Genomic DNA, 25,930 nt, shown 5'->3' with positions numbered 1-25,930 from the left:
ATGTACCAGTTGGTCCGTGCTTCTGAAGTTGGAAACGTAAAGCCCTTTTTACGACTGTGCTTGCCCCCAAAATCTATCTTGTTGCCACTTATTATCGCATCCAATCCTGCGGCCGCTTACTTGAACAATGTTATTATGTGGAATTTCTCGATTAAATCCTCCCCTAATATATTTAGCAATAACATTGGTTAATTACAAACGATTTTAATAAACTGCCAATAAAAATAAAAATTCATATAAATTCAGTTTGTTAAAAATATATTGCCAAAATTCGTTGTTTTTGAGATTCTCCTTTTCGTGCCGTATTGGCATATTATGCGGAATTTCTCGATAATTTTCATTTTTATTATTAATTCATTTCTCAGGTTCAGGGAGGAACCATGGAAAAGTTCACCACCTATCTAATTTCAAAATCAATCATTCCGGAAGCACAGGTTCGGTACTATGTCGGATGGGTGAAGGCCTTTTTTCGGTCCCTTGGAAGGGACCCAGCCCAGAAAGTGACTTCCGAAGAAATTGACCGGTACCTGAGAGGCCTGGCTAAAATTCATGAGGAGTGGCAGGTCAAACAGGCGGAACAGGCCATTCGGATATATCGTTTTTTCCAGAATAGAATACAAAGTCCCTCTGTTCCAGATGGTAATTCAAATCAGCAGTGGAAGATCGCCACGGAAGAAATGAGAAACATGATCCGGTTAAAACAACTGTCCTTAAATACAGAAAAAACATACTTTTCCTGGTTAAGACAGTTTTACCGGTTCCTCAATGGCGCTTCCCCTTATGCGCTTGATGACACGCATATTACGAATTTTCTGACGCATCTGGCCGTGGACAGGAATATCGCCGCCTCCACCCAGAATCAGGCCTTTAACGCACTGTTGTTTTTCTATCGGCATGTTCTGGAAAAAGAGGTGAGCCGGTTGGGTGACGTGGTGCGTTCTAAAAAGAGACGATGGCTGCCGGTTGTTTTGACCCGGCCTGAAGTAGGGCGCGTTTTTGATCAAATGAGTGGCGGTAACCGTTTGATGGCGCAATTGATTTACGGCGGCGGCTTGCGCTTGAGGGAGTGCGTCAAGTTAAGAGTCAAGGACGTGGATTTTGAACGGGGCGTTCTGGTGATCAAGTTCGGAAAGGGAGGCAAAGACAGGGAAACGCTTCTTCCGGAATTCATAAAAGAGGAACTGAAGCGCCATCTTGAGAATATCCGGCCGCTTTACGATCTGGATAGAAAGAATAACACGCCGGGCGTGGAAATGCCGTCCGCCCTGGACCGCAAATACCCGAACGCCGGACAGGAGTGGATCTGGCAGTGGGTGTTCCCTTCACAAGCGCTGTCAACTGATCCGCGTTCAAAGATTATCAGGCGACATCATGTGCACCCAACAAATTTACAGAAACACATCAAAACCGCCGCCCTCAAGGCCGGCATCACCAAGCGGATAACCACCCACACCTTGCGGCACAGTTTTGCCACGCATTTGCTGGAAGACGGTTACGATATCCGGACCATTCAGGAGTTGCTGGGCCATTCCAGCATCAAGACGACCATGATCTATACCCATGTAGCGCAAAAGAACCGGCTGGGCGTCAGAAGCCCGCTGGATTCGTTTACCCCTTGAATGTCGTTAAAACAATCGCTGGTCGGCCGACTCGATCTCCCGGCCGATCTGCTCGATGTAGCCGTTATCGGCGAAGCTGTAATTGCCCCTGTCGCCGATGATGACATGGTCCAGCACGGAAACGCCCACCACCCGGCAGGCGGCCGCCAGCCGGCGGGTGATGCGGATGTCCTCGGGCGACGGCTCCGGCTCGCCGGAAGGGTGATTGTGGCAGAAAATCATGGCCGCCGCGTGCAGTTCCAGGGCCCGTTTGACCACTTCCCGGGGATAGACGGCGCTCTGGGACAGGGTGCCTTCAAACAGGGTTTCCGTGGCCAGGACCCGGTTCTTGGCGTTTAAAAAGATGCCGACGAACACCTCGCGGGTCTTGTCCCGAATGGAATGGTTGAGGTAATCAAACAACTGCCGGGGGTTGCCGATCAGGGGCTGGCAGGTCAGTTTCTCCTTGAGACAGCGGTCGGAAACCGCTCTGACCAGCTTGAGACCGAAGATGTTACTGGGTCCCAAGCCATGAATGCGGGCAAGTTCGTCGGCCGAGGCTTCCAGCACGGCCGCCAGGGATTTGAATTCGGCCAGGGCCGCCTTGGCCATGTCCTTGCAGTCCTTGACCGGCGTACCCAGGGTGAGCAGCAGCTCGATGATTTCGTAATCGTGAAAACCGTCCAGCCCGGCGGTCAGAAAGCGCTCGCGCAGGCGTTTTCTGTGCCCGGCGCCTTTGTGGTGTTTTGGTCTGATTGCCGTCATCCCTGACCTCGAATCAGCGTATGGTTTTTTAATAAGAAGTAAGCGTTTTATTCTGGATTGCCCGGTCAAGCCGCGCATTTCCCGCGCCACCCCGGCTGTTCACTTGAACCCTGAACCTTTTTTGTTTATCCCCCGTTGCCGCCGTTGTATCCTTTTACTTCATCATCGATCTCATGCTTCAGCGAGCGGCCCATAAGCCGGAACACGGCTTCGCCCGGGGCCAGGTCTTCGTAAAGAATGCTGTACATGACCTCGCAGATGGGCATCTCTACCTTGATTTTCCGGGCGAGGTTGTAGATCGACTTGGCGGTCTTGACCCCTTCGGCCACCATGCGCATGTCGGCCAGGATGTCGGCGATCTTCATGCCCTGGCCGAGTTTGGTACCGACGGTGTAGTTCCGGCTCAGGGCGCCGGTGCAGGTGAGGATCAGGTCGCCCACGCCGGTCAGGCCGGCGAAGGTGTGGGGATCGGCGCCCATGGCAATGCCCAGGCGTCGCATTTCCGTCAGGCCCCGGGTGACGATGGCCGCCCGGGAGTTGAGGCCAAGACCCAGGCCGTCGCTGACCCCGGAAGCCACGGCGATGACGTTCTTGACCGCGCCGCCCAGTTCCACGCCGATGACGTCGTTGTTGGTGTAGACGCGGAAGAGGGGGGCGGAGAAGGCCTGCTGCAGGAACAGGGCCGTCTCCTGATTTTCGGCGGCCACGGCCACCACCGCCGGATACCCGGCCGCTACTTCGCGGGCGAAGGTCGGCCCGGACAGCACTGCCAGCCGGTCCCGGGGAGTTCTTTTCAGGGTTTCGCCCAGGACGCCGGTCATGGTCAGGAGCGACTCGTTTTCGATCCCCTTGGAAGCGGTCACCACGAACGTCCTGTCGCTGATAATGTCGGCTATTTTGGACGAAACGGAGCGCATCAGGTGAGACGGCACCACCATCAGGACGATGTCCTTATCGGCGACCACTTCAGCCAGATCGTTGGAAACCGATATGCCGCCGGCCAGTTTGATGCCCGGCAGAAAGAGTTTGTTCTCGTGCTCTTTTTCGATCTGGTCCTTCAGTTCCGGCTCATAGGCCCAGAGCATGGGTGCCATTCCCTTGGCCGCCAGCAGGTTGGTCAGGGCCGTTCCCCAGCTGCCGGCGCCCACCACGCCGATGCGGATGTCGGTTGACGTGCTATTCATCGCTGTCACTCCGGGAATCGTCGTTTTCAGGCTCATCGGTACCGGCGTCATCGGCTCCGGCGGTGTCACCGCTTTCCTTTTCCGCCAGCCGGGCCGCGCCGGTGACGCTGTCGCCTTCATCCAGGCCGATCAGTTTAACGCCCTGGGTGTTGCGGCTGATGGTGGAAACACCGCTGACCGGAATCCGGATGAGCTTGCCCGAATCGGTCATGATCATGACGTCGTCCTCGTCCTCCACCAGGATGATGGCCACCACCCGTCCGTTCCGGGCGCTGGTTTTGATGGTGATGACGCCTTTGCCGCCCCGCTTGTTGATGGGGTATTCATCAATGGAGGTGCGTTTGCCGTAGCCGTTTTCAGTGATGGTGAACAGTGTTTTGCCATGACTCAACACTTCCATGCTGACCAGGCGGTCGTCGTCCTCCAGGTTCATGCCGCGCACCCCCCGGGATACGCGGCCCATGGGCCGGGCATCGGACTCCAGGAAGCGGACGGATTTCCCCTGGGCGGAACCCAGGAAAACGTTCCAGGAACCGTCGGTGATCCGGGCGGAAATAAGCTCGTCGCCGGGTACCAGGTCGATTCCCTTGATGCCGCCGGCCCGGGGACGGCTGTATTCCATCAGGTCGGTTTTTTTAACCATGCCGTTGCGGGTGGCCATGAGCACATAGTACCCGGCCTCGAATTCCGGCACGTTCAGAACCGTGGCCAGCGACTCTCCCTCCGCGAAGTTGAGCAGGTTGACGATGGCCGTGCCCCGGCTGGCCCGGCCGGCCTGGGGAACTTCGAAAACCTTTCGCCAGTAAACACTGCCTCTGTTGGTGAAGAAGAGCAGGGTATGATGGGTGGAGGCGATGAACAGCCGGTCCACGAAATCGTCTTCCTTGATCCCCATGGCGGTCTTGCCCTTGCCGCCGCGCTGCTGCTTGCGGTAAAGGCTGATGGGGTTGCGCTTGATGTATCCGGACCGGGACACCGTCACCACCATGTCCTCTTCGGCGATCATGTCCTCGATCTTGATTTCCCGGGTGGCGTCTTTGAGAACCACCGTCCGCCGCTCATCACCGAACTCCTGTTTGATCTCGGCCAGCTCTTCCTTGATCAGGGTCAGGACGATTTTTTCGCTGCCCAGGATCTCCTTGAACCAGGCGATCTGCTTTAAGGTTTCTTCGTATTCGGCGATGATCTTTTCCCGTTCCAGGCCGGTCAGGCGCTGCAGGCGCATTTCCAGGATAGCCTGGGCCTGGATGGCGGTCAGGGCGAAGGTTTCCATCAGGCCGGTTTTGGCTTCCGGCGGAGAGGGCGACCGCCGGATCAGGGCCACCACCTCGTCCAGGTGATCCAGGGCGATTTTCAAGCCTTCCAAGATATGGGCCCGCTCCTCGGCTTTGGTCAGGTCATAGCGGGTCCGCCGGATGATGATCTCCTTGCGGTGCAGGATAAAATAAGAGAGGATTTCCTTTAAGCAGAGCAGGGCCGGCCGGTTGTTGACCACCGCCAGCAGGTTGATGCCGAAGGTGGTCTCCAGCCGGGTGTGCTTGTAAAGCTGGTTGATGACCACTTCGGCAAAATGGTTCTTCTTCAGGCCGATGGCGATGCGCATGCCGTCCTTGTCGGATTCGTCCCGGACATAGCGGATGCCGTCGATGACTTTTTCCTTGACCAGATCGGCGATTTTTTCGATCAGCACCGCCTTGTTGACCTGGTAGGGCAGTTCATCGATGACGATGGTCTCGTCGTTGCCCTTGTTGTCTTTCTCCACCGACACCCGGCCGCGGATCTTGATGCTGCCCCGGCCGGTGGCGTATGCCTCGCGGATACCCACGTCGCCGTGAATGATGCCGTAGGTGGGGAAATCCGGTCCTGGGATGTGACGCATCAGCCCTTCGACGGTAATGTCCGGATGGTCGATCAGGGCCGTGATGGCGTCGCATACCTCGGCCAGGTTGTGGGGCGGGATGTTGGTGGCCATGCCCACGGCGATGCCGGACGAACCGTTGATCAGCAGCGCCGGGATCTTGGACGGCATGACGGTAGGCTCGGACAGGCTTTCATCGTAGTTGGGCGTGAAATTGACGGTTTCCTTGTCGATGTCCTGGAGCATCTGGTGCGACAGTTTGGCCATGCGCACTTCGGTATACCGCATGGCCGCCGGAGAGTCGCCGTCGATGGAGCCGAAGTTGCCCTGGCCGTCTACCAGCGGATAGCGCATGGAAAAGTCCTGGGCCATGCGCACGATGGCGTCGTAGACGGCCGCGTCGCCATGGGGATGGTATTTACCGATGACATCGCCGACGACACGGGCCGATTTCTTGTAGGGCTTGTTCCAGTCATTTTTCAACTCGTGCATGGCGAAGAGAATGCGCCGGTGGACGGGTTTCAGCCCGTCGCGCACGTCCGGCAAGGCCCTGCCGATGATGACGCTCATGGCGTAATCCAGATATGACCGCTGCATCTCTTTTTTGATGCTGATCTCTTCTTCGAGGCGTACTTCGTTTTCTTCCATTGGTATCAACCTGTCGTATTAAACAAAATCTTTATCTCTGCCGCCGGCCGGAAAGGGCGCTGCGGAAGTCGGTCCGTTGCCATTACCGCTTCATAAAGGCCCGGGCCATCAGCGGCTCACAAAACCGCCGGCCGTAATCAGCAGCATGAATTCATAAGTAAAGACCGCGGTGTAATTTTGCATGAAGTGGAATACGATTCCGCCGCCGATTATGGCCGGAACGCCGAAGAAGATCAGGATGCCGATAATTCTCGGAATGGTCATTTTTCTCTCCTCACTGTAATACGGTTGATGCGCTGGCCATTGCCACGGTCGTGCTCCGGTTATCGTTCAATAGCCATGGCCATGCCCATGCCGCCGCCGATGCACATGCTGATCAGCCCGGTATGATGGCCTTTCCGTTTCATTTCATGAATGGCCGTGACCATCTGTCGGGCGCCGGTACAGCCGATGGGATGACCCAGGGAAATCCCGCTGCCCAGGGGGTTGGGCTTGTCGTTGGGAAGGCCCAGTTCGCGCAGGCAGCCGATGGCCTGGGAGGCAAAGGCTTCGTTGAGTTCGATCAGGTCAAAGTCGGTGACGGCCATGTTGAGGGAACGGAGCAGCTTGCGAACGGCGGGAACAGGGCCCAGGCCCATATAAGCCGGGTCCAGGCCGCCGGAAGCGAACCCCTTGATGGCGGCCATGGGCTCAAGGCCCATTTCTTTTGCCTTGTCCGCGCTCATCAGCAGAACGGCCGCGGCGGCGTCGTTGATGCCGGAGGCGTTGCCGGCGGTAACCGTGCCGTTCTTGTCGAAAGCCGGTTTCAGCCTGCCCATTTTTTCCAGGCTGGTTTCCATGGGCCGCTCGTCGGTGTCGAAAACAATATCGGTTTTGCCTTTGATGACCACCGGCGTGATTTCTTCCTTAAACAGCCCGTTGCGGATGGCCGCCAGCGCCCGGGTGTGGCTCAACACCCCCAGTTCATCCTGTTCCTGCCGGCTGATGTTGTACTTTTTGGCGATGTTCTCGGCGGTCACGCCCATTTGATAGCCGTAAAAAATTTCATACAGGCCGTCAAAGACCATGAGGTCGTAAATGTCGCCGGTGCCGGTCAGCTCCATGCGGTGGCCCCATCTGGCCTTGGGCAGGGCCATGGGCGCCAGGCTCATGCTTTCCTGGCCGCCGGCGACGATGACATCGGCCTGGCCGGCCATGATGGCGGCGGCCCCCACGGCGATGGCCTTGAGGCCCGAGCCGCAGATCTTGTTGACGGTCATGGCCGGGGTCTCCTTGGGCAGGCCGGCCCGGATCATGGCCTGGCGGGTGGTGTTCTGGCCCTGGCCGGCCTGGAGAACGTTGCCCATGATGACCTCGTCGACGGCCACCGGGACGGCGGAAGCGTCCCAGTCACCGGCCGCTTTTTCGAGCTCGATCGGCCCCTGGTCCTTCAGGCTGTCCGGCGCGACCTCTCTCATCAGGTCGTTTGTGGCCGGCCTCAGGCCGGCTTTTTTAAACAGGGCCTTCATGACGATGGCACCCAGATCAACCACGGGAACACTTTTCAGCGAACCGCCGAAGGCGCCGATGGCGGTCCTGACACCATTGACAATAACGACTTCTTTCATCTTCATCTCCTTATCCGTCTTTTTCCACGGTTATTTTCAAGAAGAGCTCATCCAGCTGGGCCCGTCCGATTTCCGACGGCGCGTCCGTCAGCAGGCAGGCCGCTTTCTGGGTCTTGGGAAAGGCGATGACATTCCGGATGGAATCCTCGCCGCACAGCATCATGATCAGCCGGTCAAACCCCATGGCCATGCCGCCGTGGGGCGGGGCCCCGGAAGCCAGGGCTTTTAGTAAAAATCCGAATTTTGCTTCATACTCTTCCGGTTTCAGGCCCAGGGCGGAAAACAGGCGTTCCTGGATCTGCCGGTTGTGAATCCGAATGCTGCCGCCGCCGATTTCGGTACCGTTGAGTACCAGGTCATAGGCCCGGGAACGGACCGCTTCCGGATCTGTTTCCAGTTTGTCCATATCCTCGGGGTTGGGGGCGGTGAAGGGGTGGTGCTTGGCCTGGTAGCGTTTTTCCGTTTCGTCGTATTCAAAAAAGGGAAAATCCGTAACCCAGATGAAGCGCATCTCGTCCTTGCTGATCAGGCCCATCTTTTCGGCCACGTGATTTCTCAGGTTGCCCAGGGCGTCGTTGACGATGGTCGCCCGGTCGGCGCCGAACAGGACCAGGTCGCCCACCTCCATGGAGAGACGCTCCGTGAGGGCGGCCTTTTCGCTGTCGGAAAAGAATTTGACGATGGGCGACTGCCAGCCGTCTTCCCGGACCTTGATCCAGGCCAGGCCCTTGGCCCTGAAAATGGCGGCATAGGCGGTAAAATCATCCAGCTCCTTGCGGGTGAACTTTTCTCCGCCCTTGACGTTCATGGCCTTGACGATGCCGCCTTTTTTCACGGCGTCGGCGAAGACCTTGAACTGGCTGCCGGCCATGATGTCGGTGATGTCGTGCAGTTCCAGGCCGAACCGCAGGTCCGGCTTGTCCAGCCCGTAGGCGGCCATGGCGTCGTCGTAGGTCATGCGGTCAAAGGGCAGGGAAACCTCGCGGCCGGTGATCGCCCTGATGATGGCCGCCACCAGCCCTTCGCCGATGGCCATGATGTCCTCCTCGCCGATGAAGGACATCTCCATGTCGATCTGGGTGAATTCCGGCTGACGGTCGGCCCGCAGGTCCTCGTCCCGGAAACACTTGACGATCTGGTAATAACGGTCGAAGCCGGCGACCATCAGCAGCTGCTTGAAGAGCTGGGGCGACTGGGGCAGGGCGTAGAAGTTGCCGGGATTGACGCGGCTGGGCACCAGGTAGTCCCGGGCGCCTTCGGGCGTGTTGCGGGTCAGAAAGGGGGTTTCGATGTCCAGAAAACCTTGTCCGTCCAGGTATTGGCGGGCCGCCATGGCCGCCCGGTACCGGGAGATGAGGTTGCGCTGCATGCCCGGCCGGCGCAGGTCGATGTGCCGGTTCTGGAGGCGGACGTTTTCCGAGACGTCCACCCGGTCCTCGATCATGAAGGGCGGGTTGTCGGCGGTGTTGAGAATCAGCAGCTCGTCGGCCAGCACTTCGATTTCGCCCGTGGCCAGGTTGGGATTGATCATGTCCTGGGGCCGCGCGGCCACGGTCCCCCGGACGCCGATCACGAATTCGTTCCGGATGACATGGGCCTTTTCATGAACAACTTTATTCCTTTCGGGGTTGAACACCACCTGGGTGAGGCCGAACCGGTCTCGCAAGTCGATAAAAATGACGCCGCCATGGTCCCGGCGGCGCTGGACCCAGCCGGTCAACACCACCTGGCTGTTCACCATACCGGCGTTCAGCGCGTTGCAGTGGTGGGTTCTTCGCAGTTTTCCTAATTCATCTGTCACGTGGAAATTCCTTTTCTTGTTGTTGGGTCTGTCAGCAACGTCTTCAATTGTTCCACCAATCCGGCGAGGGGCAGTTCACGCTGCTGCTGGGTTCGCATGTTTCGCAGGACCGCCCGGCCGGCCGACAGTTCCGATTCCCCGATAATCAGGGTTTCGGCGGCACCGAGCCGGTCGGCCTGTTTCATCTGGCTTTTCAGACCGCGTTCGTCGAAACACATTTCAACTGAAAATCCGAATAGTTGCAGTTCGCTCATCCACCGGAAGGCCTTTTCCCGGATTTCGCTGCCCAGGGCGGCGATGAACAGGTCGACGCCCGTTTCGATGGTCAGGCGGTTGCTTTGCCGGACCAGTTCGATCAGCCGTTCGCATCCGACGGCAAACCCCACCGCCGGCTGATCCGGTCCCCCCAGCATTTTGACCAGCTCGTCGTAACGGCCGCCGCCGGCGATGGCGTTCTGGGCGCCGAGGCTGCCGGTTTGCACCTCAAAGGTCGTGCGGGTGTAATAATCAAGCCCCCTGACCAGCCGGTCGTCGAGTTGAAAATCCACATGAAGGTCGGTCAGCAGGGTCTTGACCGCCGCAAAGTGGGCTTCGCATTCGGGGCAGAGGCAGGCGGCGATGGCCGGGGCCCCGGCGGCGGCCCGGCGGCACTCTTCCACCTTGCAGTCCAGCACCCGCAGAGGATTGCGGTCGAGCCGCTGGCGGCAGTCGGCGCAGAGGATTTCCCGGTGCTTTTCCAGAAAAGCGTGCAGCGCTTGTTTGTATGCCGGCCGGCATTGCCGGCATCCCAGAGAGTTGAGATGGACGGTCACGTCATCGATTCCCAGGCGCCTGAACAGAGTCGTGACCAGCAGGATCATCTGGGCGTCCAGGTAAGGTTCTTTGACGCCAAAGGCCTCGGCGTTGATCTGGTGAAACTGTCGATACCTGCCCTTCTGGGGCCGTTCCCGGCGGAACATGGGCCCGATGGTATAGAGTTTCCGACAGGGGTTGGCGGCGTACAGCTGATGCTGGATATAGGCCCGGACAACGGAAGCGGTCGCCTCGGGTCGGAGGGTCACCAGGTCACCTTTTCTGTCGGCAAAGGTGTACATCTCTTTTTCAACAATATCAGTATCTTGACCGATACTTTTTTCAAACAGGCCGGTTCTTTCAAGGATCGGCGGCCGCAGCTCAACAAAGCCGAAACAGGCGAAAATTTCGGCCGCCAGGTTTTCCACCTGACGCCAGTAACCGGACTCGTCCGGCAGGATGTCTTTAAAGCCTTTAATTAACTGAATCATTGCAATACGTTGTGTTTCATCCGGTTTATTCTGGGATATCGTTCTTAAACTTATTAAATTTATATGGCAGGGCCTGTTTAGTCAATACTTTAATCCGGTCCGCCGGCTTTTTCCCGTGGTGTTTATTTGACATGAAATCCGATCAATGCGACATATAATCAAATAAGGTGAATGGCATGAAAGTCCTGGTTGTGGAAGATAACGCCGCCACGCGAAAGCTGCTGGAGACGCTGCTGACCAAGTGGGGGTATTGGGTGGAGGCGGCCGGAGACGGGAAAAGGGCATTGGAGATTGTCAACGCCCCTGATCCGCCCCGGCTGATTCTGCTGGACTGGGTCATGCCCGGCATGGATGGCATCGAACTGTGCCGGAGGATTCGCTCCTCGACTTCCGGGGCGGAAACCGGTCATATTATCATTCTGACGGCCAGGGGAGAGAAAAAGGACATTGTGGAGGGCCTCCAGGCGGGCGCCGACGATTATGTTGTTAAGCCTTTTGACTCCGGTGAGTTGCGGGTTCGTATCAATGCCGGCAAACGGATTATCGAACTGCATGACGCCCTTGACCGGCGCGGCAAAATTCAGGGCGTGCTGGAAATGGCGGGAGCGGTCTGCCATGAAATGAATCAACCGCTTCAGACCATTACCGGCTATCTGGATCTTATCATGATGGAAATGGCGGATCCGCATCATCCCTTGATAGAGAAACTGCAGATCATTAAAGAGCAGATCAATCGCATGGGGGGGATTACCCGGAAACTCATGAGAATTACCACTTATGAAACCCGGGAGTACATGGAAGGCACCAAAATTATTGATATAGACAAGTCCGCTTCCAAAGATAAAGGGCATCTCTAAAAATCGCTTTTTAGAAATGCCCTAAAATATCCTGATAAATGGCGGTATTCTCAAGTATTAAGTGCGGATAGCAGTCGGTGATCAGGTTTTAAAGAACATTCCGATGATGATAAAAACGAGCCCGACGGCCAGGATCAGCAGGGGAATCTGGGTTGTGCCGATGAATTCGGCTGCGGGATAGAGTTTGGGCCAGGGGATTTTTTCAATCCAGTCCAGCCCAATCAGTTCTTCGATGGTGAAAATTTCAAGCGTCTTGCCCGTAACACTGGCAATCTTCCCAAAAAACCAGTAAATCGCGGCGCCGATCCAGAGCACAAGACCGATGATGGAATATTTCATCCTTATTTTCCTTAAATGAGTTGCGTGGCGATTTTACGCCACCTTATTCCAGTTAAAAGAATACTCAATAAACGGTTTAAAGTCAAATTTTTTTCTGCGGGCGCATTTCCGGGAAAAGGCGCCGGATGTCTTGCCGGTCGGCCTTGCAGATGCCCCGTTCCGTAATAAAACCGGTCACCAGCCGGGCCGGGGTGACGTCAAAGGCATAGTTGGCGGCCGGGCTGCTTTCCGGCACCAGCAGCACCTGCCGCAGTTTGCCTTCCGCCAGGCCTTGTATATATCGCACCTCGTCCGGGTCACGTTCTTCAATGGGGATTTCCTTCAGACCGTCCTCCATCTCCCAGTCAAATGTACTCGACGGCAGGGCCACGTAAAAGGGGATGTTGTTGTCTTTGGCGGCCAGGGCTTTTAAATAGGTACCGATCTTGTTGGCCACGTCGCCGGTGTGCGTGGTCCGGTCGGTGCCGACAATCACCAGGTCGACCAGGCCGTGCTGCATCAGATGGCCGCCGGCGTTGTCGGTGATGACCGTGTGGGGAATACCGTGGCGGCCGAGTTCCCAGGCGGTCAACCGGGCGCCCTGGTTCAAAGGCCGCGTCTCGTCCACCCAGACATGGACGCTGATATGGTGGTCAAAGGCCGTGTAGATCGGCGCCGTGGCGGTGCCGTATTCCAGGCAGGCCAGCCAGCCGGCGTTGCAGTGGGTGAGGATATTGACCGGCGCGCCGTTCTTTTTTTTGCTGATCCCGGCGATCAGGGGCAGGCCGTGTTCCCCGATGAGGCGGCAGTTTTCCGCCTCTTCATCGGCAATGGCCAGGGCCTCGGTCCGGGCCGCGCGGCAGCGCTCGGCAAAGGTCTCGGCGGCCAGGGTTTTTTCCACTACCCGGTCCACGCCCCAGGCCAGGTTGACGGCCGTCGGCCGGGCGTTTTTCAGGCGTTCACACTCCCGGGTGAAATGGTTGACAAAGTCGGCTTCACCGGCATTGCGCGCGGCCAGAAACGCGCCAAAGCCGCCGGTGGCGCCGATGAGCGGGGCGCCCCGGACCATCATGTCCTTGAGGGCGATGATGACCTCGTCGACAGTGGCCAGGTCGACCACGACAAACTCATGCGGCAGCAGCCGCTGATCGATAATCTGTATCGTTTTTTCATTTCCGGCCAGCCATATGGGCCGCTGGTTCTTCTTCCCCGTTTCCATTCCGGACATACCTTTCTTGCGGCAGGCCATGACCAGGAACGCCTGCCGCGTTTTTTATTTGCCGAGCCGTTGAATCACAGAACCGGTTGTAATCAATACCGGCCTTGCAGTCAAGACGATTCCCGGGGGCATACCTGATTGACACCCTGGATGCCTTCCCATATATTACAATTCCAAGGGCTGTTGATAACAAAACCAAAAAAAGGGAGGCAGGACGTTGATTAAAAACAAGTTGTTCTGGCGGGGGCAGATGGGGTTCGCGGTGGCGGGCTGGATCTTTATCTTCTGGGGGTTGCTGGCGCCGGTCTCAAACCCCGTGCTTACTTTTGTCTGGTGGGTGGTGCTGCTGCTGTGGGCGGTGGGCCATCCCCTGGAACTGGCCATGTCCCTGCCGGTCGGTAAAAAAGCCGGCCTGTCCCTTGAACGGACACTGGCCATGACCCTGGTCTTCGGGATCACCTGGTGGATTCCCCTGAAGCTGGGCGTCTTTGACCGCTGACACATGGCCGGTGAAGACAAAACACCCCTTGTCCCGTTAAAGGGGCAGATCGATCGCATTACCTACACCGATCCGGAAAGCGGTTTTACCGTGGCCCGCATGAAGGCCCAGGGTCACCGGGAGCTGGTCACGGTGGTGGGGAACTTCGCCGCCGTTTCCCCGGGAGAGGTCCTGTCCATGAAGGGACAATGGGACCATCATTCCAAATTCGGCGAACAGTTCCGGGTATCCGAATACACCACCGAGGCGCCGGCCACGGTGGAGGGGATCCGCAAGTACCTGGGCTCGGGCCTGATCGATGGGATCGGTCCGGTCATGGCCGAGCGGATCACGGACATGTTCGGCCCGGAGACGCTCAACATCATGGCCGCGGACATCACGCAGTTGCGGCGCGTGAGCGGTATCGGCGACAAGCGGATCGAAATGATCAGGGCCGCCTGGGATGAGCAGAAGGGCGTCCGGGACGTGATGTTGTTTCTTCAGAGCAACGGCGTCAGCACCGGTTACGCCATCAAGATCGTCCGTGCTTACGGCGGTGACGCCATCAAGGTGGTCACCTCCGATCCCTACCGGCTGGCCTCCGACATATCCGGAATCGGCTTTACCATTGCCGACCGGATCGCCCGGAAACTGGGTTTCGCCAAAGACTGCGGCCCCCGGATACGGGCCGGTGTCCTGTATGTACTCAACCATCTGGCCGACGAGGGGCATGTCTATTTCCCTTACCGGCGGCTGGTGGAAAAGAGCATGGAGATGCTGGAGGTCGATCACCCGGCGGTGGCCGCGGCCTTGGAGGAACTGAAGGAGAGCCGGGACATCATCATGGACACCCTGGATCCGCCCGACGAAGAGGCGGGGGAAAAGGACCGGGCCGTCTATCTTTCTATTTATTACCGGTGCGAAACCGGGATCGCCGCCTTTCTGACGAACTTGATGAAGGGCCGGAAGATCGTCCGGGAGATCGACGCCGACAAAGCCCTGACCTGGGTTCAGCGGGAACTGGCCATGGAATTTGCCGAAAAGCAGATCGAGGCGGTGAAAACCGCCTGCCGGGAAAAGATCATGATCATCACCGGCGGGCCGGGAACGGGCAAGACCACTATTATCCGGGCGATCGTGAAAATTTTTCTGGCTTTAAAAGCCCGGCCCCTGCTGGCCGCGCCCACCGGCCGGGCCGCCAAAAAAATGAAAGAGGCGACCGACCATGAAGCCCGGACCATTCATCGTCTCCTGGAATACAGCCTGGCCAAGGGCGGGTTCCAGCGGAACACCGACCGGCCCCTGGACTGCGACCTGCTGATCATCGACGAATCGTCCATGGTGGACACGGTGCTGATGTATCACCTGCTCAAGGCGGTGCCTCCTTCGGCCGTCCTCATCCTGGTGGGGGACGTCAATCAGCTGCCGTCCGTGGGCGCGGGCAATGTTCTCCGGGACGTGATCGGCTCGGGAGCGGTGCCGGTGGTGGCTTTAAATGAAATTTTCCGCCAGGCCCGGCAAAGCCGGATTATCGTCAACGCCCATAAGATCATTAACGGCATCATTCCGGAAACACGCCGTGACAGCGACGACAGCGATTTCTTTTTTATCGAAGAGCCCGATCCGGAAAAAGTGCTGGAGATAATCACCGCCCTGGTCAAGGAACGGATTCCCCGCCGGTTCAACCTTGACCCGGTGGATGATATCCAGGTGTTAAGCCCCATGCACAAGGGGGTGATCGGGACGGCCAGTCTCAACCAGCGGCTGCAGGCGGCCCTCAATCCGCCGGAGGGCAACGCCGTCAGGGGCGGGGAGGGCTTCGCGCTCCACGACAAGGTCATGCAGATCCGGAACAATTACGACAAGGAGGTTTTCAACGGCGACATCGGCCGCATTGTACACATTGATCATGACGCGCGGCAGGTCACGGTGGATTTTGACGAACGGAAAGTCGCCTATGGCTTTTCCGAACTGGACGAGCTGGTTCTGGCCTACGCTATTTCCGTTCACAAGTCCCAGGGATCGGAATATCCGGCGGTGGTCATTCCCCTGCTGACCCAGCACTATCTGTTGCTGGCCCGGAACCTGGTCTACACCGCGGTCACGCGGGGCCGCAGCCTGGTGGTGATCGTCGGCACGGTCAAGGCCCTGGCCATCGGGGTCAACAACAACAAGACCAGCCTGCGGTACACGGGCCTGCGCCGACGGCTGGAGGACAGCCGGGCGGTATAATCCTTCCCGGTTACGGCGTCTTTCCCGGCGGATAGGCCTGCTGATATTTCGCTTTCAGCGCCCGCAGGGTATCGAGGTACTTTTCCTGAAAGACAAGCTTGCTCTGGCTGCCGATGTCGTCCATGGAAATGTCGATATGCGGGCGGATGTCGATGCCGTAAGTATTCTTCTTTTCGTCGCTGGCCCGGTCAAGAATCAGAACGCTGTAATAGGTAACCAGGGCGCGGACGACCGACTCCCGGCGCATCAGGTAGCTCTTGCCGGAAAGGGTGTTGAGAAAAAAACCGGCGTACTCGTACAATGTCTCCCGGGAGGGGCAGCCCCCGGGTTCCTGGCGGCAGCAGTCGTCGTTCATGTATAATTCATGGAAATTGGCCAGGGCGGATTCCAGGATGTCGCCTTCATGGGAAAGAACGCTTTTGACCAGCAGGACCCGTTCCTTTCCCAGCACCTTGAAGAAGTGGGCGCTGTTGCGGACCAGGGTGACGATGTCCCGGGTTTCGCCCGTCACGATGGGCAGGTGCGCGGACAGGTCCTGGAACACGCGGATATAAAACTGATAGGCCGTTTCTTCCCTGGTGAAGGCGCGGACATAGTCTTTGCCGTCTAGGTAAACGAAAAAGGCGCGGATCTGATTTTTCAGTGTCTCACATCGATCGGCCGCGGATTCTTCCGGTGAGCGGCCGAACACTTCAGCTGCCCGGTCTTCAGGTATGGCCGGTGACTCTTGCCCGGGAAGCGCCTGCGGTGATTCGCTTATTTTCTGTTCCATCAGGGCCAACCGCTCTTGCAGCTGTTCCCGGTCCCGTTCAAGGTCGCTGACCTCACGGTTGTGCCGGCCGGTCATCTCCCGGTATCCATAGTAAAGGCCGGCGGCGAGAAGAAGGACGGCGATCACGGCAAGAACTGTTTTCAGAACGCCGGGATCGTGCTGATCGCGGTGTTTTTTCATGGGATGTGCTCCTTGTTTTTTGAGTTTTATCCGGAGCCGCTATCTGCTTGTTTCTTTTCCTTTGCCCTCATAAGGACATTGACGTCTTCCTGATGCCGGGGGGAATCGATTCGTCTCTTTGCTGCGATCAGACTGTCAATGTCTATCCAGTTGGCGTCAACATCGCCGTATTTGCTGATGATTCTTTTTCCCCAGACCTCGCCAAAGGAAAGCCCTGAAAGCGACAGCAGAATGTCAATTCGGTCCGGGGGCACGCCGAGTTGAAGGATTTCATTCGCTTTAACAGGAAGGGACAGAAAAAAGGGGGATCCGAATTCAGCCAGGGTGCGGTTGGCTTTTTCTACGTTGTCCGCCTGCGGATCCACCCATATATCCATATCTTTGGTATATCGCGGTTTGGCGTGAAATATGACCGCCAAACCACCGACAATCAGATACCGGACATCATGTTTTTCCAGAAGCTGGAGAATGTCCTCAAAATCCCGGATGGTATCCATGACTATTCTTTCAGGCGATCGGAGTTCACTTTTTTTATGTCATTCCGGATGGCCACCAGAGCGGACAGCCGGTCCTGGGGGGTCTGCTTCAGCCAGAACTCGAGATCCCAGTCGTCAGCTTCAGCATAACTATGCGACACCTGTCCGGTTATCTTTTTCCGGCGGATTTCCGAACGTTCGTTAATGGTCATGACCCTAACTGTCCTTCTTTGTAGCTGAATACCCGGTTACTGGAAATAGGTGCGGTAAATCTCTTCCTGTTCGTCCAGGATTTCTTTTAAGATGGCGATGTTGGTCATCGGATTCATGATGACGCAGCGCAGCACCACTATGCCTTCTTCGTACTTTCTTTTCATCAGAGTAGTCCGGGAGACAAAGCTTCGGCCGGCTTCCCGCTGAATCCGCTGCACCGCCTGGTTGATTTCATTTAGTCGGGCAACGGCGTCGGTCCGCTCCGCATCCCCACCGTGGGCAAGGATATGTTTAATGTCGGGCGGACAGACGCGGTAGGTCAGGATGTTCAACTGCGGCCGGGTCACCAGATCGAACAGCTCTCTTTTTTCTATTTCAGCCGCGAATTCCCGGGCGGTAATGATGCCGTGATCGATCAGCAGGGCATACCCGTTTTTCCCCATGATTTTCAGGGCGCTGTCCAGCACCAGGGAGTTGGCCTCCCGCGATCCGCTCAGGGATTTGATGCCCAGGTCGACCGAGCCCGGCCGGTTGACATAGTTGGCGTGATAGGCCACGACATTCATGATATACGGGTCTTTAAAATACACCATGCCGCAGCTCATGGGCATGTAGAACTGCTTGTGGCCGTCGATGGTGACCGAATCGGCCAGTTCGATGCCGTCTAAAAGATGCTTGTGCCTTTCCGACATGAGGGCCGGCCCGCCCCAGGCGGCATCCACGTGAAAGAAAATATTCCCCCGGGCGCAGATTTCCCCGATCTGTCGCAGGGGGTCGACGGCGCCTGTTTCCGTGGCGCCGGCTATACCCACCACCGCTATGATTTTGACACCCTGTTCTTTCCTGATATCGGCGATGGTATTGACCAGGCAGTTGATATCCATGCGGTGATCGCCGTCCACATCGATGGGAACAATATTCCGATTGCCGATGCCGAGGATGCCGCCGGCCTTTTTCAGAGAGTAATGTCCCCGCCGGGAAACGAGGATGACGCCCTTCTGCACGCCATAGTGCCGGTAGGCGGCCGTCAGTCCTTCTCCTTCAATGCCGCTGAAATCGCGGTCCCGGGGGAAAGCCCTGTTCCGGGCGACCCAGAGCGCCGTCAGGTTGGCGGTGGTGCCGCCCTCGACAAAACTCCCCAGGGTGCTGTGAATATTCTGGACGTGTTCGCGGTAAAATGCTTCCGGCCGGTTGAAAATCAGCCGGTGGATTTTGGCCAGGACCTGTTTTTCCAGCACGGAAAATACTTTGGAAGTTTCCAGCTTGACGACATTCTGGTTCAGCGCCGCGGAGATGGTTTTCAAATGAACCATGAAAAACGGGATGGCGGAGGTCATATGGCCCACGAAATAGGGCGAGGCGACGTTGACGCCGTGAGGCGAGATGTCGCTGATCAGTTCACGGATGACGTCGGAGAGCTTCTTTTCCGGGTTATCGTTGATGAGGGTTTCCGTGAAGCAATCGGCCAGATCCTTGAGGCTGATGGCTTCGGTGATACCGACATGACTTCTGAGGAAGTCATTCAGCCCGAAAAGGATCTGTTCCATGTATTTGAGCAGCGTCGCCCGGCAGGCTTCATCTTCCGGACGGATGAACACCCGCATCAGCGCGTCCCAGTCGGCGACCAGTTTGGGCGGTTCTTCGGTAATAGCGCTTTCGGGAAGGATTTCCTCGACCTGGGGCCTGTTATATCGTGCCATCTGCTTTCACCTGCGCTTTTTTAAGAAAAGGCGATTTCCCTGATTTTTAGCTGATCAGCTTAACATTTGTAGGCACCGAATTCAAAATAAAATTGACGCCATGGCCGGGTTCGGATATTTTTCCTGCGTCACAGGGCATTGGCCGGCGCGGTCACGGAAACAATCGCGTATATCCGCGGCAATGGTTGACAGGGAAGACAGTATCTTATAGAAGAGAGAACAGGAAGCTGACCTGTCATCCACCGGCCGTTCGTGGCGCCGGTGTTGACCATGAACGGTGTGAAAAGGCAGAGGCAAGACGCGTCATGAGCGGTGAAATCAGTATCAATGGGACAACTTTCCCCTTTACCGGGGGGGAAACGATTCTGGATGTGGCCCGAAGAAACGGAATCGATATCCCGACGCTTTGTCATCTCAAAGGCACCGCGCCTACAGGGACATGCCGGGTCTGCGTGGTGGAAGTGGAGGGAAGTAATACGCTGGCAACTGCCTGCAACACCCCTGCGGGGGAAAACATGGTCGTTAAAACCGAATCTCCTCTGGTAATCGCTTCCCGCCGGACAACCATCGCGCAAATGTTATCGGCGGGCAATCATAATTGCGCTGTCAGCGGTTCTTCCGGAAAAGACTGGACACAGTTTCAGCTCGGTGTGCAGCAGGCCGACGGCGCCGCTGATTTGTGCCCGGCCTGGGGGGACTGCCGTCTTCAGGACCTGGCCTATCGCTATCAGGTGACCGGTGGGTTGCCCGGCCATGACAGCGTCCGGTATCCCATGGAAACGGTTAATCCGTTCATTGTACGGGATTTTTCCCGCTGCATCGGCTGCGGACGTTGCGTCAAGGCCTGCCGGGAAGTTCAGGTCAACCATGCCATCGAGGCCCGGGTGGGCGACGACGGCTCCATTGATAAGATCATTACGCCGGGGGATAAACCCCTGGCCGATTCGGATTGCGTCTTCTGCGGCGAATGCGTCCAGGCCTGTCCGGTGGGCGCCCTGGTTTACAAGAATTCACGTTTCGATGCCCGGCCCTGGGAGACCCGGCGGGTCAGAACCACCTGCAGCTACTGCGGCGTGGGCTGCCAGATGGTTCTCCATGTCCGGGGCAATACCGTCCGGCGGGTGACGGGCGTTGAGGATGCCGCCCCCAACTACGGCAGTCTCTGTGTCAAGGGCCGTTTCGGATACGACTTTATCTCTTCCGGGGAGCGGCTGACCACGCCGCTGATCAGGGAAAACGGGACCTTCCGGCCGGCCGGGTGGGAGGAAGCCATGCAGGTCGTGGCCCGGCGGTTGTCCGGGATCAGGCAGCAGTCCGGCCCGGACAGCATCGGCGTACTGACTTCCGCCAGAATTACCAATGAGGAAAACTACCTGGCCCACAAATTCGCCCGGGCGGTTTTGAAAACCAACAATATCGATCATTGCGCCCGTCTCTGACATTCCTCGACTGTGGCCGGTCTGGCCGCGGCATTCGGCAGTGGCGCCATGACCAATCCCATTGCCGACATCGAGCGGGCGGAAGTGATTCTGGCGACAGGCACCAACACCACCGAGAACCATCCGGTCATTGCCGCATACGTAAAGCGGGCCGTCGAGAAAAAAAAAGCGCGGCTGCTGGTGATCGATCCTCGCCGCATCCGGCTGGCGGATTTTGCCGAGAAATGGCTGCGGCCCCACACCGGAACCGATGTGGCCTGGATTAACGGCTTGATGCACGTCATTATCAGAGAAGACCTGTACGATAAAACGTTTGTGGAGGCGCGGACGACCGGATTCCAGGAAATGAAAAGCATGGTGGAAAAGTTCACCCCGGAATTCGTGGAAAGCATCACCGGCATTGCCGCGGAGGATATTGTCGAAGTCGCCCGGATTTACGCCGGGGCCAAACCGGCCAGTATTCTATACTGCATGGGCATTACTCAGCACACCACCGGTACCGATAACGTCAAATCGCTGGCCAACCTGGCCATGCTTTGCGGCCAGCTGGGGGTGATCGGCGGCGGCGTCAACCCCCTGCGGGGACAGAACAACGTCCAGGGGGCCTGCGATATGGGCGGGCTGCCCAATGTCTTCACCGGCTACCAGAAGGTCACCGACGAGGCGGCCAGGAAAAAACTGGAAGAAGCCTGGGGGGTGACGGGTATCCCCTCCCAGCCCGGCCTCACCGTGACCCAGATGATTCCCGCGGCCCATGAAGGAAAGATCAAGGCCCTTTACATCATCGGCGAAAATCCGATGCTGTCGGATCCGGATCTGAATCATGCCCGGGACTGCCTGTCCAAATTGGATTTTATGGTGGTTCAGGACATTTTCATGACGGAAACGGCACGGATGGCGGATGTGGTGCTGCCCTCCACCTGCTTTGCCGAAAAGGAAGGAACGTTTTCCAATACCGAGCGCCGGGTGCAGCGGGTCCGCAAGGCGGTTGAACCGCCGGGCCAGGCCCGATCGGACTGGGAGATCATTGCCGGCATCGCGACGGCCATGGGAGTTTCCATGGCCTATCAAAGCGCCCGGCAGATCATGGAGGAAATCGCCCGGGTTACCCCTTCCTACGGCGGCATTGATTACGACCGGATCGAACAGGAGGGATTACACTGGCCCTGCCCCACGGCCGACCATCCTGGAACGCCGGTGCTGCATACCGGTCAGTTTCCCATCGGACGGGGTGTTTTCCACGCCATCGATTACCTGCCGCCGGCTGAACAGGTCGACGACGAATATCCGGTTTACCTGACGACGGGCCGGATAATTTATCATTATCATACCGGCACCATGACGCGGAAAAGCGAAGGCCTGAACGAGCGGGCGCCGGAGAATTTTGTGGAACTGGCCGCCGAAGACGCCCGGCGTTTTGGCATCGAAGAAGGAGCCCCGGTCCGCATCGTTTCCCGCCGGGGGCGCATTATCGCCAAAGCGAATGTTTCCGGGAAGGGGGTGGCCGGGACGGTTTTTATTCCCTTCCATTTCGCCGAGTCGGCCGTCAACGAATTGACCAACGCGGCCCTGGATCCGGTTGCCAGAATTCCCGAATACAAGGTCTGCGCGGTTAAGATCGAGAAGGTCTGATCCGTTTTGATAAAACGCACGAACCGGGACGGGCGGTCGATTGCCGGCAGGCTGCCTGGGGCCGGGCATTATTTTTTTTGTCCGTCTGTGACGGACGGTTTTTCCAGAAGAGTTTGGTTGTAAACAGGAGTTCCGAGGAGGTAACCGTATGCTTGTATTGACACGTAAGCTGAACGAAAAAATACGGGTCGGCGATGACATCGTCGTCACCATCATTCAGATCGATAAGGGCAGCGTCAAGATCGGGTTTGAGGCGCCCGAGAATGTCGCGATTTACAGGGATGAAGTTTATGAGAAGATTAAGAATGAAGGCCGTGAAGCCCCGGGCGACACGACCTAACCTTTTTTCTGACATCCGGCAGGGAGGCCGCCATGCATTATGAAGGAAACATGATTCGCCCGCCCAGTGAGGCTTACAGCATTCTGCTGCAGGCCACGGTGGGCTGTTCCCACAACAAGTGCACCTTCTGCGGCGCTTATAAGGGCGTGCGTTTCAAGATCAAGCCCGACGACGTGATCATGGAGGATATCGCCTTTGCCGCCCGGTACTGCCGCCATCAGAACCGGCTGTTCATCTGCGACGGTGACGCCCTGATCATCCCTCAGGAACGCCTGTTGGCGATATTGAAGGAAATCGAACGCCGCTTGCCCTGGGTGGAACGGGTAGGCGTATACGCCAACACCAAGGGGCTGAAAATGAAGTCCGACGAAGAGTTGCGCGAACTGCGCCGGCACGGACTGAAAATCGCTTACATGGGGCTGGAAAGCGGAGATGACGAAACGCTGCTGAAGGTGAACAAGGGGGCCACGGCCGACACCATGATCGCCATGGGGAAAAAAGCCCGGCGGGCCGGCATCGCCCTGTCTATCACGGTTCTCCTGGGGCTGGCCGGCCGGGAACGGTCGGAGATCCATGCCGAGAAGACGGGTCGGGTGCTGACCGCCATTGATCCCGAATATGTCGGCGCCTTGAGCCTGATGCTGATCCCGGGCACGCCCCTTTATGACGAATATGAGGCCGGCCGGTTTCCGATTCTGACGCCGGAGGAAACCCTGCGGGAATTGAGAACCATGATCGCCCACACCGATTTGAGCGGCGGCCTGTTCCACGCCAATCATGCTTCGAACTATCTGCCCATAAAGGCCCGGCTGCCGGAGGACAAAACGGCCACCTTGCGGCTGATCAACCGGGCCCTGGCCGGGCAGATCCGGCTCAAACCGGAACATTTGAGAGCCCTGTAACCACACTTATTGATAGAGGAGAAAGAAGAAATGGGTACCGCTGTCCCTGAAAGCCGTTCGGCACTGGAAGATCGCTGCATCAACACCATTCGCTGTCTGTCCATTGACGCCATTCAGAAAGCCAACTCCGGTCATCCCGGCGCTCCCATGGGTCTGGCTCCGGCCGGTTATGTCCTGTGGACGAAGGTGCTCAAGCATCATCCCGGCAGCCCGGACTGGGCCGACCGGGACCGGTTCGTGCTTTCCGGCGGACACGCTTCCATGCTTCTTTACAGCCTGCTGCATCTGACCGGTTACCCGCTCTCCCTGGACGACATCAAACAGTTCCGCCAGCTGGAGAGCAAAACCCCCGGTCACCCGGAATACGGCGTCACCCCCGGCGTGGAAACCACCACCGGCCCCCTGGGCCAGGGATTCGCCAACGCCGTCGGCATGGCCATTGCCGAGCAGCACCTGGCCCGGCGGTTCAATCGCGACGGCTTCGACATCATCAACCATTTTACCTATGCTTTCTGCGGCGACGGCGACCTGATGGAAGGGTTGAGCCATGAGGCCGCTTCTCTGGCCGGTCACCTGGGGCTGGGCAAGCTGATCTGTCTGTACGACGACAACGAGATCTCCATTGAAGGCAGTACCGACATCACCTTTACCGAAGACGTGGCCGCCCGTTTCCGCGCCTGTGACTGGCAGGTCCTGCCGGTGGACGACGGCAGCAACACCGAAGAGATTTACCGGGCCCTGCGGACGGCGCAGAATGAAACCCGGAAGCCCTCGCTGATCATTTTAAAGACCCATATCGCCCACGGCAGCCCCAACAAGCAGGACAAGGCCGATGCCCACGGCGCGCCCCTGGGAGTAGACGAGGTGGCCCTGACGAAAAAGAATCTCGGTTTCTCGCCGGACCGGCATTTTTTTATTCCGGAAGATGTCCTGCCGGTTTTCCGCAAATGCCTGGAAAAAGGGGCGGAGGATGAACAGGCCTGGTTGCAGAAATATCGGGCCTATGCCGATGCTTATCCGGAACTGGCCGATCAGTGGGTCAGCGCCGTTACCCATTATCTGTCCGCCGAATGGGACAATGACCTGCCGTCGTTCTCCCCGGCCGACGGCCCCGTCGCCACCCGGTCCGCCTCCGGCAAGGTACTCAATAAGGCGGCCCAGATCCTGCCGACCCTGATCGGCGGTTCCGCCGACCTGGCGCCGTCCAACAATACCTTCATGAAGTGCTGCGGCGAATTTCAGAAGGACTGCTGCGGCGAGCGCAATATCCGTTTCGGTGTCCGGGAACATGCCATGGCCGCCATTATGTCGGGTATGTATCTCCACGGGGGACTGCGGCCTTACGGCGGGACCTTCCTGGTCTTTTCCGACTACATGCGCCCGGCCATTCGCGTGGCCAGCCTGATGAAACTTTCCCTGATTTATGTTTTTACTCATGACAGCGTGGCCGTGGGCGAAGACGGCCCGACCCATCAGCCCATCGAGCACCTGGCGGCCCTGCGCTGCATGCCGGGGCTGACGGTCATCCGCCCGGCCGACGCCAATGAAACGGCGGATGCCTGGCGGCAGGCCATCCGGTCCACCTCCGGCCCGGTGGCGCTGATTTTAAGCCGTCAGAACCTGCCCGTCCTCGATCCGGCCCGGACCCGAGGCAAACTTTTTAACGGGGCTTATGTGCTGGATGACTGCGACGGCCGTCCGGATATCATCCTCATCGGCACCGGGGCCGAAGTCCATGTCGCCCTGGAAGCGAAGAACGTTCTGGCAGCCAAAGGCATTGCCGTCCGGGTGGTCAGCATGCCGAGCTGGGAGTTGTTTGAGGCGGCCGGCGACGACTACAAGGAAACGGTCCTGGTTCCCGGCGTGCCCCGCCTGTCGGTGGAGGCCGGTTCGCCCTTCGGCTGGGAACGTTACACCGGCAGCAGCAAGGCCATTGTCGGCATCAATCGCTTCGGCACCTCGGCGCCGGGTTCAACGGTGCTGAAACTGCTGGGATTCACGGCCGACAACGTGGCCGCCAAGGCGATGGCGGTGCTGGGCAGGGAGGTATAACCACTCACGGGGCGATGGCCCTGATAAAACAGGAGTGATCGTCCCAGTAGTCGTCGTGATCGTGATCGTGATCGCAGTCGCAGTCGCAATCATCATCGCAATCATCATCATCACAGCAGCCGTCATCGCAGTGATAACAATCGTAACCGCAGGGATAAAACCCGAAGTCCGCGTCGTATTCCCAGCAGTTGCCGTCATCATCATAATAATAGCAGATGTCGTTGTCGCACTCGGTTTCGCATGCCCCCGGCACGTCGCAGTCCGAATCGTAGCAATTTTCATAACAGTCGGAAAAGGCAACAATCGGAACCAGAACGAGAGCCACGGCGATGGCGATTATCTGTCGGCGCATGGTTTTTTACCTCCATTGGTTTGG

The 25,930-nt window shown here is 57.8% G+C and carries 22 protein-coding genes; 8 read left to right on the top strand and 14 right to left on the bottom strand.

Annotated features, from left to right (window positions below):
- Positions 1-380: 380 nt before the first annotated feature.
- Positions 381-1,619, top strand: coding sequence for an integron integrase (locus AB1724_13650; protein ID MEW6078855.1), 1,239 nt, complete (start codon positions 381-383; stop codon positions 1,617-1,619).
- Positions 1,620-1,625: 6 nt separating this feature from the next.
- Here the strand turns inward: AB1724_13650 and radC are convergent, their stop codons facing one another.
- The 7 genes from radC to hisS all read right to left on the bottom strand — a co-directional run bounded on the left by radC (position 1,626) and on the right by hisS (position 10,744).
- On the bottom strand, positions 1,626-2,363 hold the full coding sequence (radC, locus tag AB1724_13645; GenBank protein MEW6078854.1) for a DNA repair protein RadC: 738 nt from the start codon (positions 2,361-2,363) through the stop codon (positions 1,626-1,628).
- Positions 2,364-2,488: 125 nt separating this feature from the next.
- Positions 2,489-3,547: an NAD(P)H-dependent glycerol-3-phosphate dehydrogenase gene (locus AB1724_13640; GenBank protein MEW6078853.1), complete on the bottom strand. Its 1,059-nt coding sequence runs from the start codon at positions 3,545-3,547 to the stop codon at positions 2,489-2,491.
- Positions 3,540-6,053: a DNA gyrase subunit A gene (gyrA, locus tag AB1724_13635; protein MEW6078852.1), complete on the bottom strand. Its 2,514-nt coding sequence runs from the start codon at positions 6,051-6,053 to the stop codon at positions 3,540-3,542. The genes AB1724_13640 and gyrA overlap by 8 nt, the downstream gene beginning before the upstream one ends.
- Positions 6,054-6,161: 108 nt before the next feature.
- Positions 6,162-6,317: a hypothetical protein gene (locus AB1724_13630; GenBank protein MEW6078851.1), complete on the bottom strand. Its 156-nt coding sequence runs from the start codon at positions 6,315-6,317 to the stop codon at positions 6,162-6,164.
- Positions 6,318-6,376: 59 nt separating this feature from the next.
- Positions 6,377-7,660, bottom strand: coding sequence for an acetyl-CoA C-acetyltransferase (locus AB1724_13625; GenBank protein ID MEW6078850.1), 1,284 nt, complete (start codon positions 7,658-7,660; stop codon positions 6,377-6,379).
- A 10-nt stretch (positions 7,661-7,670) separates the two neighbouring features.
- The gene (gene aspS, locus AB1724_13620; GenBank protein ID MEW6078849.1) at positions 7,671-9,461 is read right to left on the bottom strand and encodes an aspartate--tRNA ligase; all 1,791 of its coding nucleotides are present in this window, start codon (positions 9,459-9,461) and stop codon (positions 7,671-7,673) included.
- The gene (hisS, locus tag AB1724_13615; protein ID MEW6078848.1) at positions 9,458-10,744 is read right to left on the bottom strand and encodes a histidine--tRNA ligase; all 1,287 of its coding nucleotides are present in this window, start codon (positions 10,742-10,744) and stop codon (positions 9,458-9,460) included. Before hisS ends, aspS begins: the two co-directional genes overlap by 4 nt.
- Positions 10,745-10,920: 176 nt before the next feature.
- Here hisS and AB1724_13610 point away from each other — a divergent pair, with 176 nt between their 5' ends.
- Positions 10,921-11,601, top strand: coding sequence for a response regulator (locus tag AB1724_13610; protein MEW6078847.1), 681 nt, complete (start codon positions 10,921-10,923; stop codon positions 11,599-11,601).
- Positions 11,602-11,682: 81 nt separating this feature from the next.
- Here the strand turns inward: AB1724_13610 and AB1724_13605 are convergent, their stop codons facing one another.
- Together AB1724_13605 and mtnA are read right to left on the bottom strand one after the other, a co-directional pair.
- Positions 11,683-11,940, bottom strand: coding sequence for a hypothetical protein (locus AB1724_13605; protein MEW6078846.1), 258 nt, complete (start codon positions 11,938-11,940; stop codon positions 11,683-11,685).
- Between the two features lie 82 nt (positions 11,941-12,022).
- Positions 12,023-13,138 carry an S-methyl-5-thioribose-1-phosphate isomerase gene (mtnA, locus tag AB1724_13600; protein ID MEW6078845.1) on the bottom strand — a complete coding sequence of 372 codons (1,116 nt, stop codon included), beginning with the start codon at positions 13,136-13,138 and terminating at the stop codon, positions 12,023-12,025.
- Positions 13,139-13,355: 217 nt separating this feature from the next.
- Here mtnA and AB1724_13595 point away from each other — a divergent pair, with 217 nt between their 5' ends.
- Together AB1724_13595 and AB1724_13590 are read left to right on the top strand one after the other, a co-directional pair.
- Complete coding sequence (locus AB1724_13595) at positions 13,356-13,637, top strand: hypothetical protein (protein MEW6078844.1); 282 nt, start codon at positions 13,356-13,358, stop codon at positions 13,635-13,637.
- Between the two features lie 3 nt (positions 13,638-13,640).
- Positions 13,641-15,848 (top strand): ATP-dependent RecD-like DNA helicase, encoded by a 2,208-nt coding sequence (locus AB1724_13590; protein ID MEW6078843.1) that lies wholly within the window; start codon positions 13,641-13,643, stop codon positions 15,846-15,848.
- Between the two features lie 10 nt (positions 15,849-15,858).
- On the opposite strand, the gene AB1724_13585 is transcribed toward AB1724_13590, so the two are convergent.
- From AB1724_13585 to panP, 4 genes are read right to left on the bottom strand one after another with little or no spacing between them, the layout of a single operon-like run.
- Positions 15,859-16,800, bottom strand: a complete 942-nt coding sequence (locus tag AB1724_13585) for a hypothetical protein (protein ID MEW6078842.1) — start codon at positions 16,798-16,800, stop codon at positions 15,859-15,861.
- 26 nt (positions 16,801-16,826) lie between these two features.
- On the bottom strand, positions 16,827-17,297 hold the full coding sequence (locus AB1724_13580; protein MEW6078841.1) for a hypothetical protein: 471 nt from the start codon (positions 17,295-17,297) through the stop codon (positions 16,827-16,829).
- 2 nt (positions 17,298-17,299) lie between these two features.
- On the bottom strand, positions 17,300-17,488 hold the full coding sequence (locus AB1724_13575; protein MEW6078840.1) for a hypothetical protein: 189 nt from the start codon (positions 17,486-17,488) through the stop codon (positions 17,300-17,302).
- Positions 17,489-17,524: 36 nt separating this feature from the next.
- Positions 17,525-19,189: a pyridoxal-dependent aspartate 1-decarboxylase PanP gene (gene panP / locus AB1724_13570; protein MEW6078839.1), complete on the bottom strand. Its 1,665-nt coding sequence runs from the start codon at positions 19,187-19,189 to the stop codon at positions 17,525-17,527.
- Between the two features lie 305 nt (positions 19,190-19,494).
- On the opposite strand from panP, the gene fdhF reads away from it, so the two are divergent.
- The 4 genes from fdhF (at position 19,495) to tkt (ending at position 25,554) form a co-directional block, all read left to right on the top strand.
- Entirely contained in the window at positions 19,495-22,260 is a 2,766-nt protein-coding gene (fdhF, locus tag AB1724_13565) for a formate dehydrogenase subunit alpha (protein ID MEW6078838.1), read from the top strand.
- Positions 22,261-22,408: 148 nt separating this feature from the next.
- A complete protein-coding gene (csrA, locus tag AB1724_13560) occupies positions 22,409-22,600 on the top strand; it encodes a carbon storage regulator CsrA (GenBank protein MEW6078837.1) in 192 nt (63 codons plus the stop codon).
- Positions 22,601-22,632: 32 nt separating this feature from the next.
- Positions 22,633-23,502 carry a radical SAM protein gene (locus tag AB1724_13555; GenBank protein ID MEW6078836.1) on the top strand — a complete coding sequence of 290 codons (870 nt, stop codon included), beginning with the start codon at positions 22,633-22,635 and terminating at the stop codon, positions 23,500-23,502.
- 30 nt (positions 23,503-23,532) lie between these two features.
- Positions 23,533-25,554 carry a transketolase gene (gene tkt, locus AB1724_13550; protein ID MEW6078835.1) on the top strand — a complete coding sequence of 674 codons (2,022 nt, stop codon included), beginning with the start codon at positions 23,533-23,535 and terminating at the stop codon, positions 25,552-25,554.
- 4 nt (positions 25,555-25,558) lie between these two features.
- Here tkt and AB1724_13545 read toward each other — a convergent pair whose 3' ends face one another.
- Positions 25,559-25,906, bottom strand: a complete 348-nt coding sequence (locus AB1724_13545; protein ID MEW6078834.1) for a hypothetical protein — start codon at positions 25,904-25,906, stop codon at positions 25,559-25,561.
- Between the last annotated feature and the right edge of the window lie 24 nt (positions 25,907-25,930).

The organism is Thermodesulfobacteriota bacterium (genome assembly GCA_040753795.1).
Classification (GTDB): domain Bacteria; phylum Desulfobacterota; class Desulfobacteria; order Desulfobacterales; family Desulfosudaceae; genus JBFMDX01.
Note: the sequence above shows the minus strand (reverse complement) of the source record. Positions and strands in the feature narration are given on the sequence as shown.

Bases quoted from the DNA above. Each gene is read 5' to 3' on its own strand.
- AB1724_13650 (MEW6078855.1), top strand. From the start codon at position 381: ATGGAAAAGTTCACCACCTATCTAATTTCAAAATCAATCATTCCGGAA.
- radC (MEW6078854.1), bottom strand. From the start codon at position 2,363: ATGACGGCAATCAGACCAAAACACCACAAAGGCGCCGGGCACAGAAAA.
- AB1724_13640 (MEW6078853.1), bottom strand. From the start codon at position 3,547: ATGAATAGCACGTCAACCGACATCCGCATCGGCGTGGTGGGCGCCGGC.
- gyrA (MEW6078852.1), bottom strand. From the start codon at position 6,053: ATGGAAGAAAACGAAGTACGCCTCGAAGAAGAGATCAGCATCAAAAAA.
- AB1724_13630 (MEW6078851.1), bottom strand. From the start codon at position 6,317: ATGACCATTCCGAGAATTATCGGCATCCTGATCTTCTTCGGCGTTCCG.
- AB1724_13625 (MEW6078850.1), bottom strand. From the start codon at position 7,660: ATGAAAGAAGTCGTTATTGTCAATGGTGTCAGGACCGCCATCGGCGCC.
- hisS (MEW6078848.1), bottom strand. From the start codon at position 10,744: ATGATTCAGTTAATTAAAGGCTTTAAAGACATCCTGCCGGACGAGTCC.
- AB1724_13610 (MEW6078847.1), top strand. From the start codon at position 10,921: ATGAAAGTCCTGGTTGTGGAAGATAACGCCGCCACGCGAAAGCTGCTG.
- AB1724_13605 (MEW6078846.1), bottom strand. From the start codon at position 11,940: ATGAAATATTCCATCATCGGTCTTGTGCTCTGGATCGGCGCCGCGATT.
- mtnA (MEW6078845.1), bottom strand. From the start codon at position 13,138: ATGGAAACGGGGAAGAAGAACCAGCGGCCCATATGGCTGGCCGGAAAT.
- AB1724_13590 (MEW6078843.1), top strand. From the start codon at position 13,641: ATGGCCGGTGAAGACAAAACACCCCTTGTCCCGTTAAAGGGGCAGATC.
- AB1724_13585 (MEW6078842.1), bottom strand. From the start codon at position 16,800: ATGAAAAAACACCGCGATCAGCACGATCCCGGCGTTCTGAAAACAGTT.
- AB1724_13580 (MEW6078841.1), bottom strand. From the start codon at position 17,297: ATGGATACCATCCGGGATTTTGAGGACATTCTCCAGCTTCTGGAAAAA.
- AB1724_13575 (MEW6078840.1), bottom strand. From the start codon at position 17,488: ATGACCATTAACGAACGTTCGGAAATCCGCCGGAAAAAGATAACCGGA.
- panP (MEW6078839.1), bottom strand. From the start codon at position 19,189: ATGGCACGATATAACAGGCCCCAGGTCGAGGAAATCCTTCCCGAAAGC.
- csrA (MEW6078837.1), top strand. From the start codon at position 22,409: ATGCTTGTATTGACACGTAAGCTGAACGAAAAAATACGGGTCGGCGAT.
- AB1724_13555 (MEW6078836.1), top strand. From the start codon at position 22,633: ATGCATTATGAAGGAAACATGATTCGCCCGCCCAGTGAGGCTTACAGC.
- tkt (MEW6078835.1), top strand. From the start codon at position 23,533: ATGGGTACCGCTGTCCCTGAAAGCCGTTCGGCACTGGAAGATCGCTGC.
- AB1724_13545 (MEW6078834.1), bottom strand. From the start codon at position 25,906: ATGCGCCGACAGATAATCGCCATCGCCGTGGCTCTCGTTCTGGTTCCG.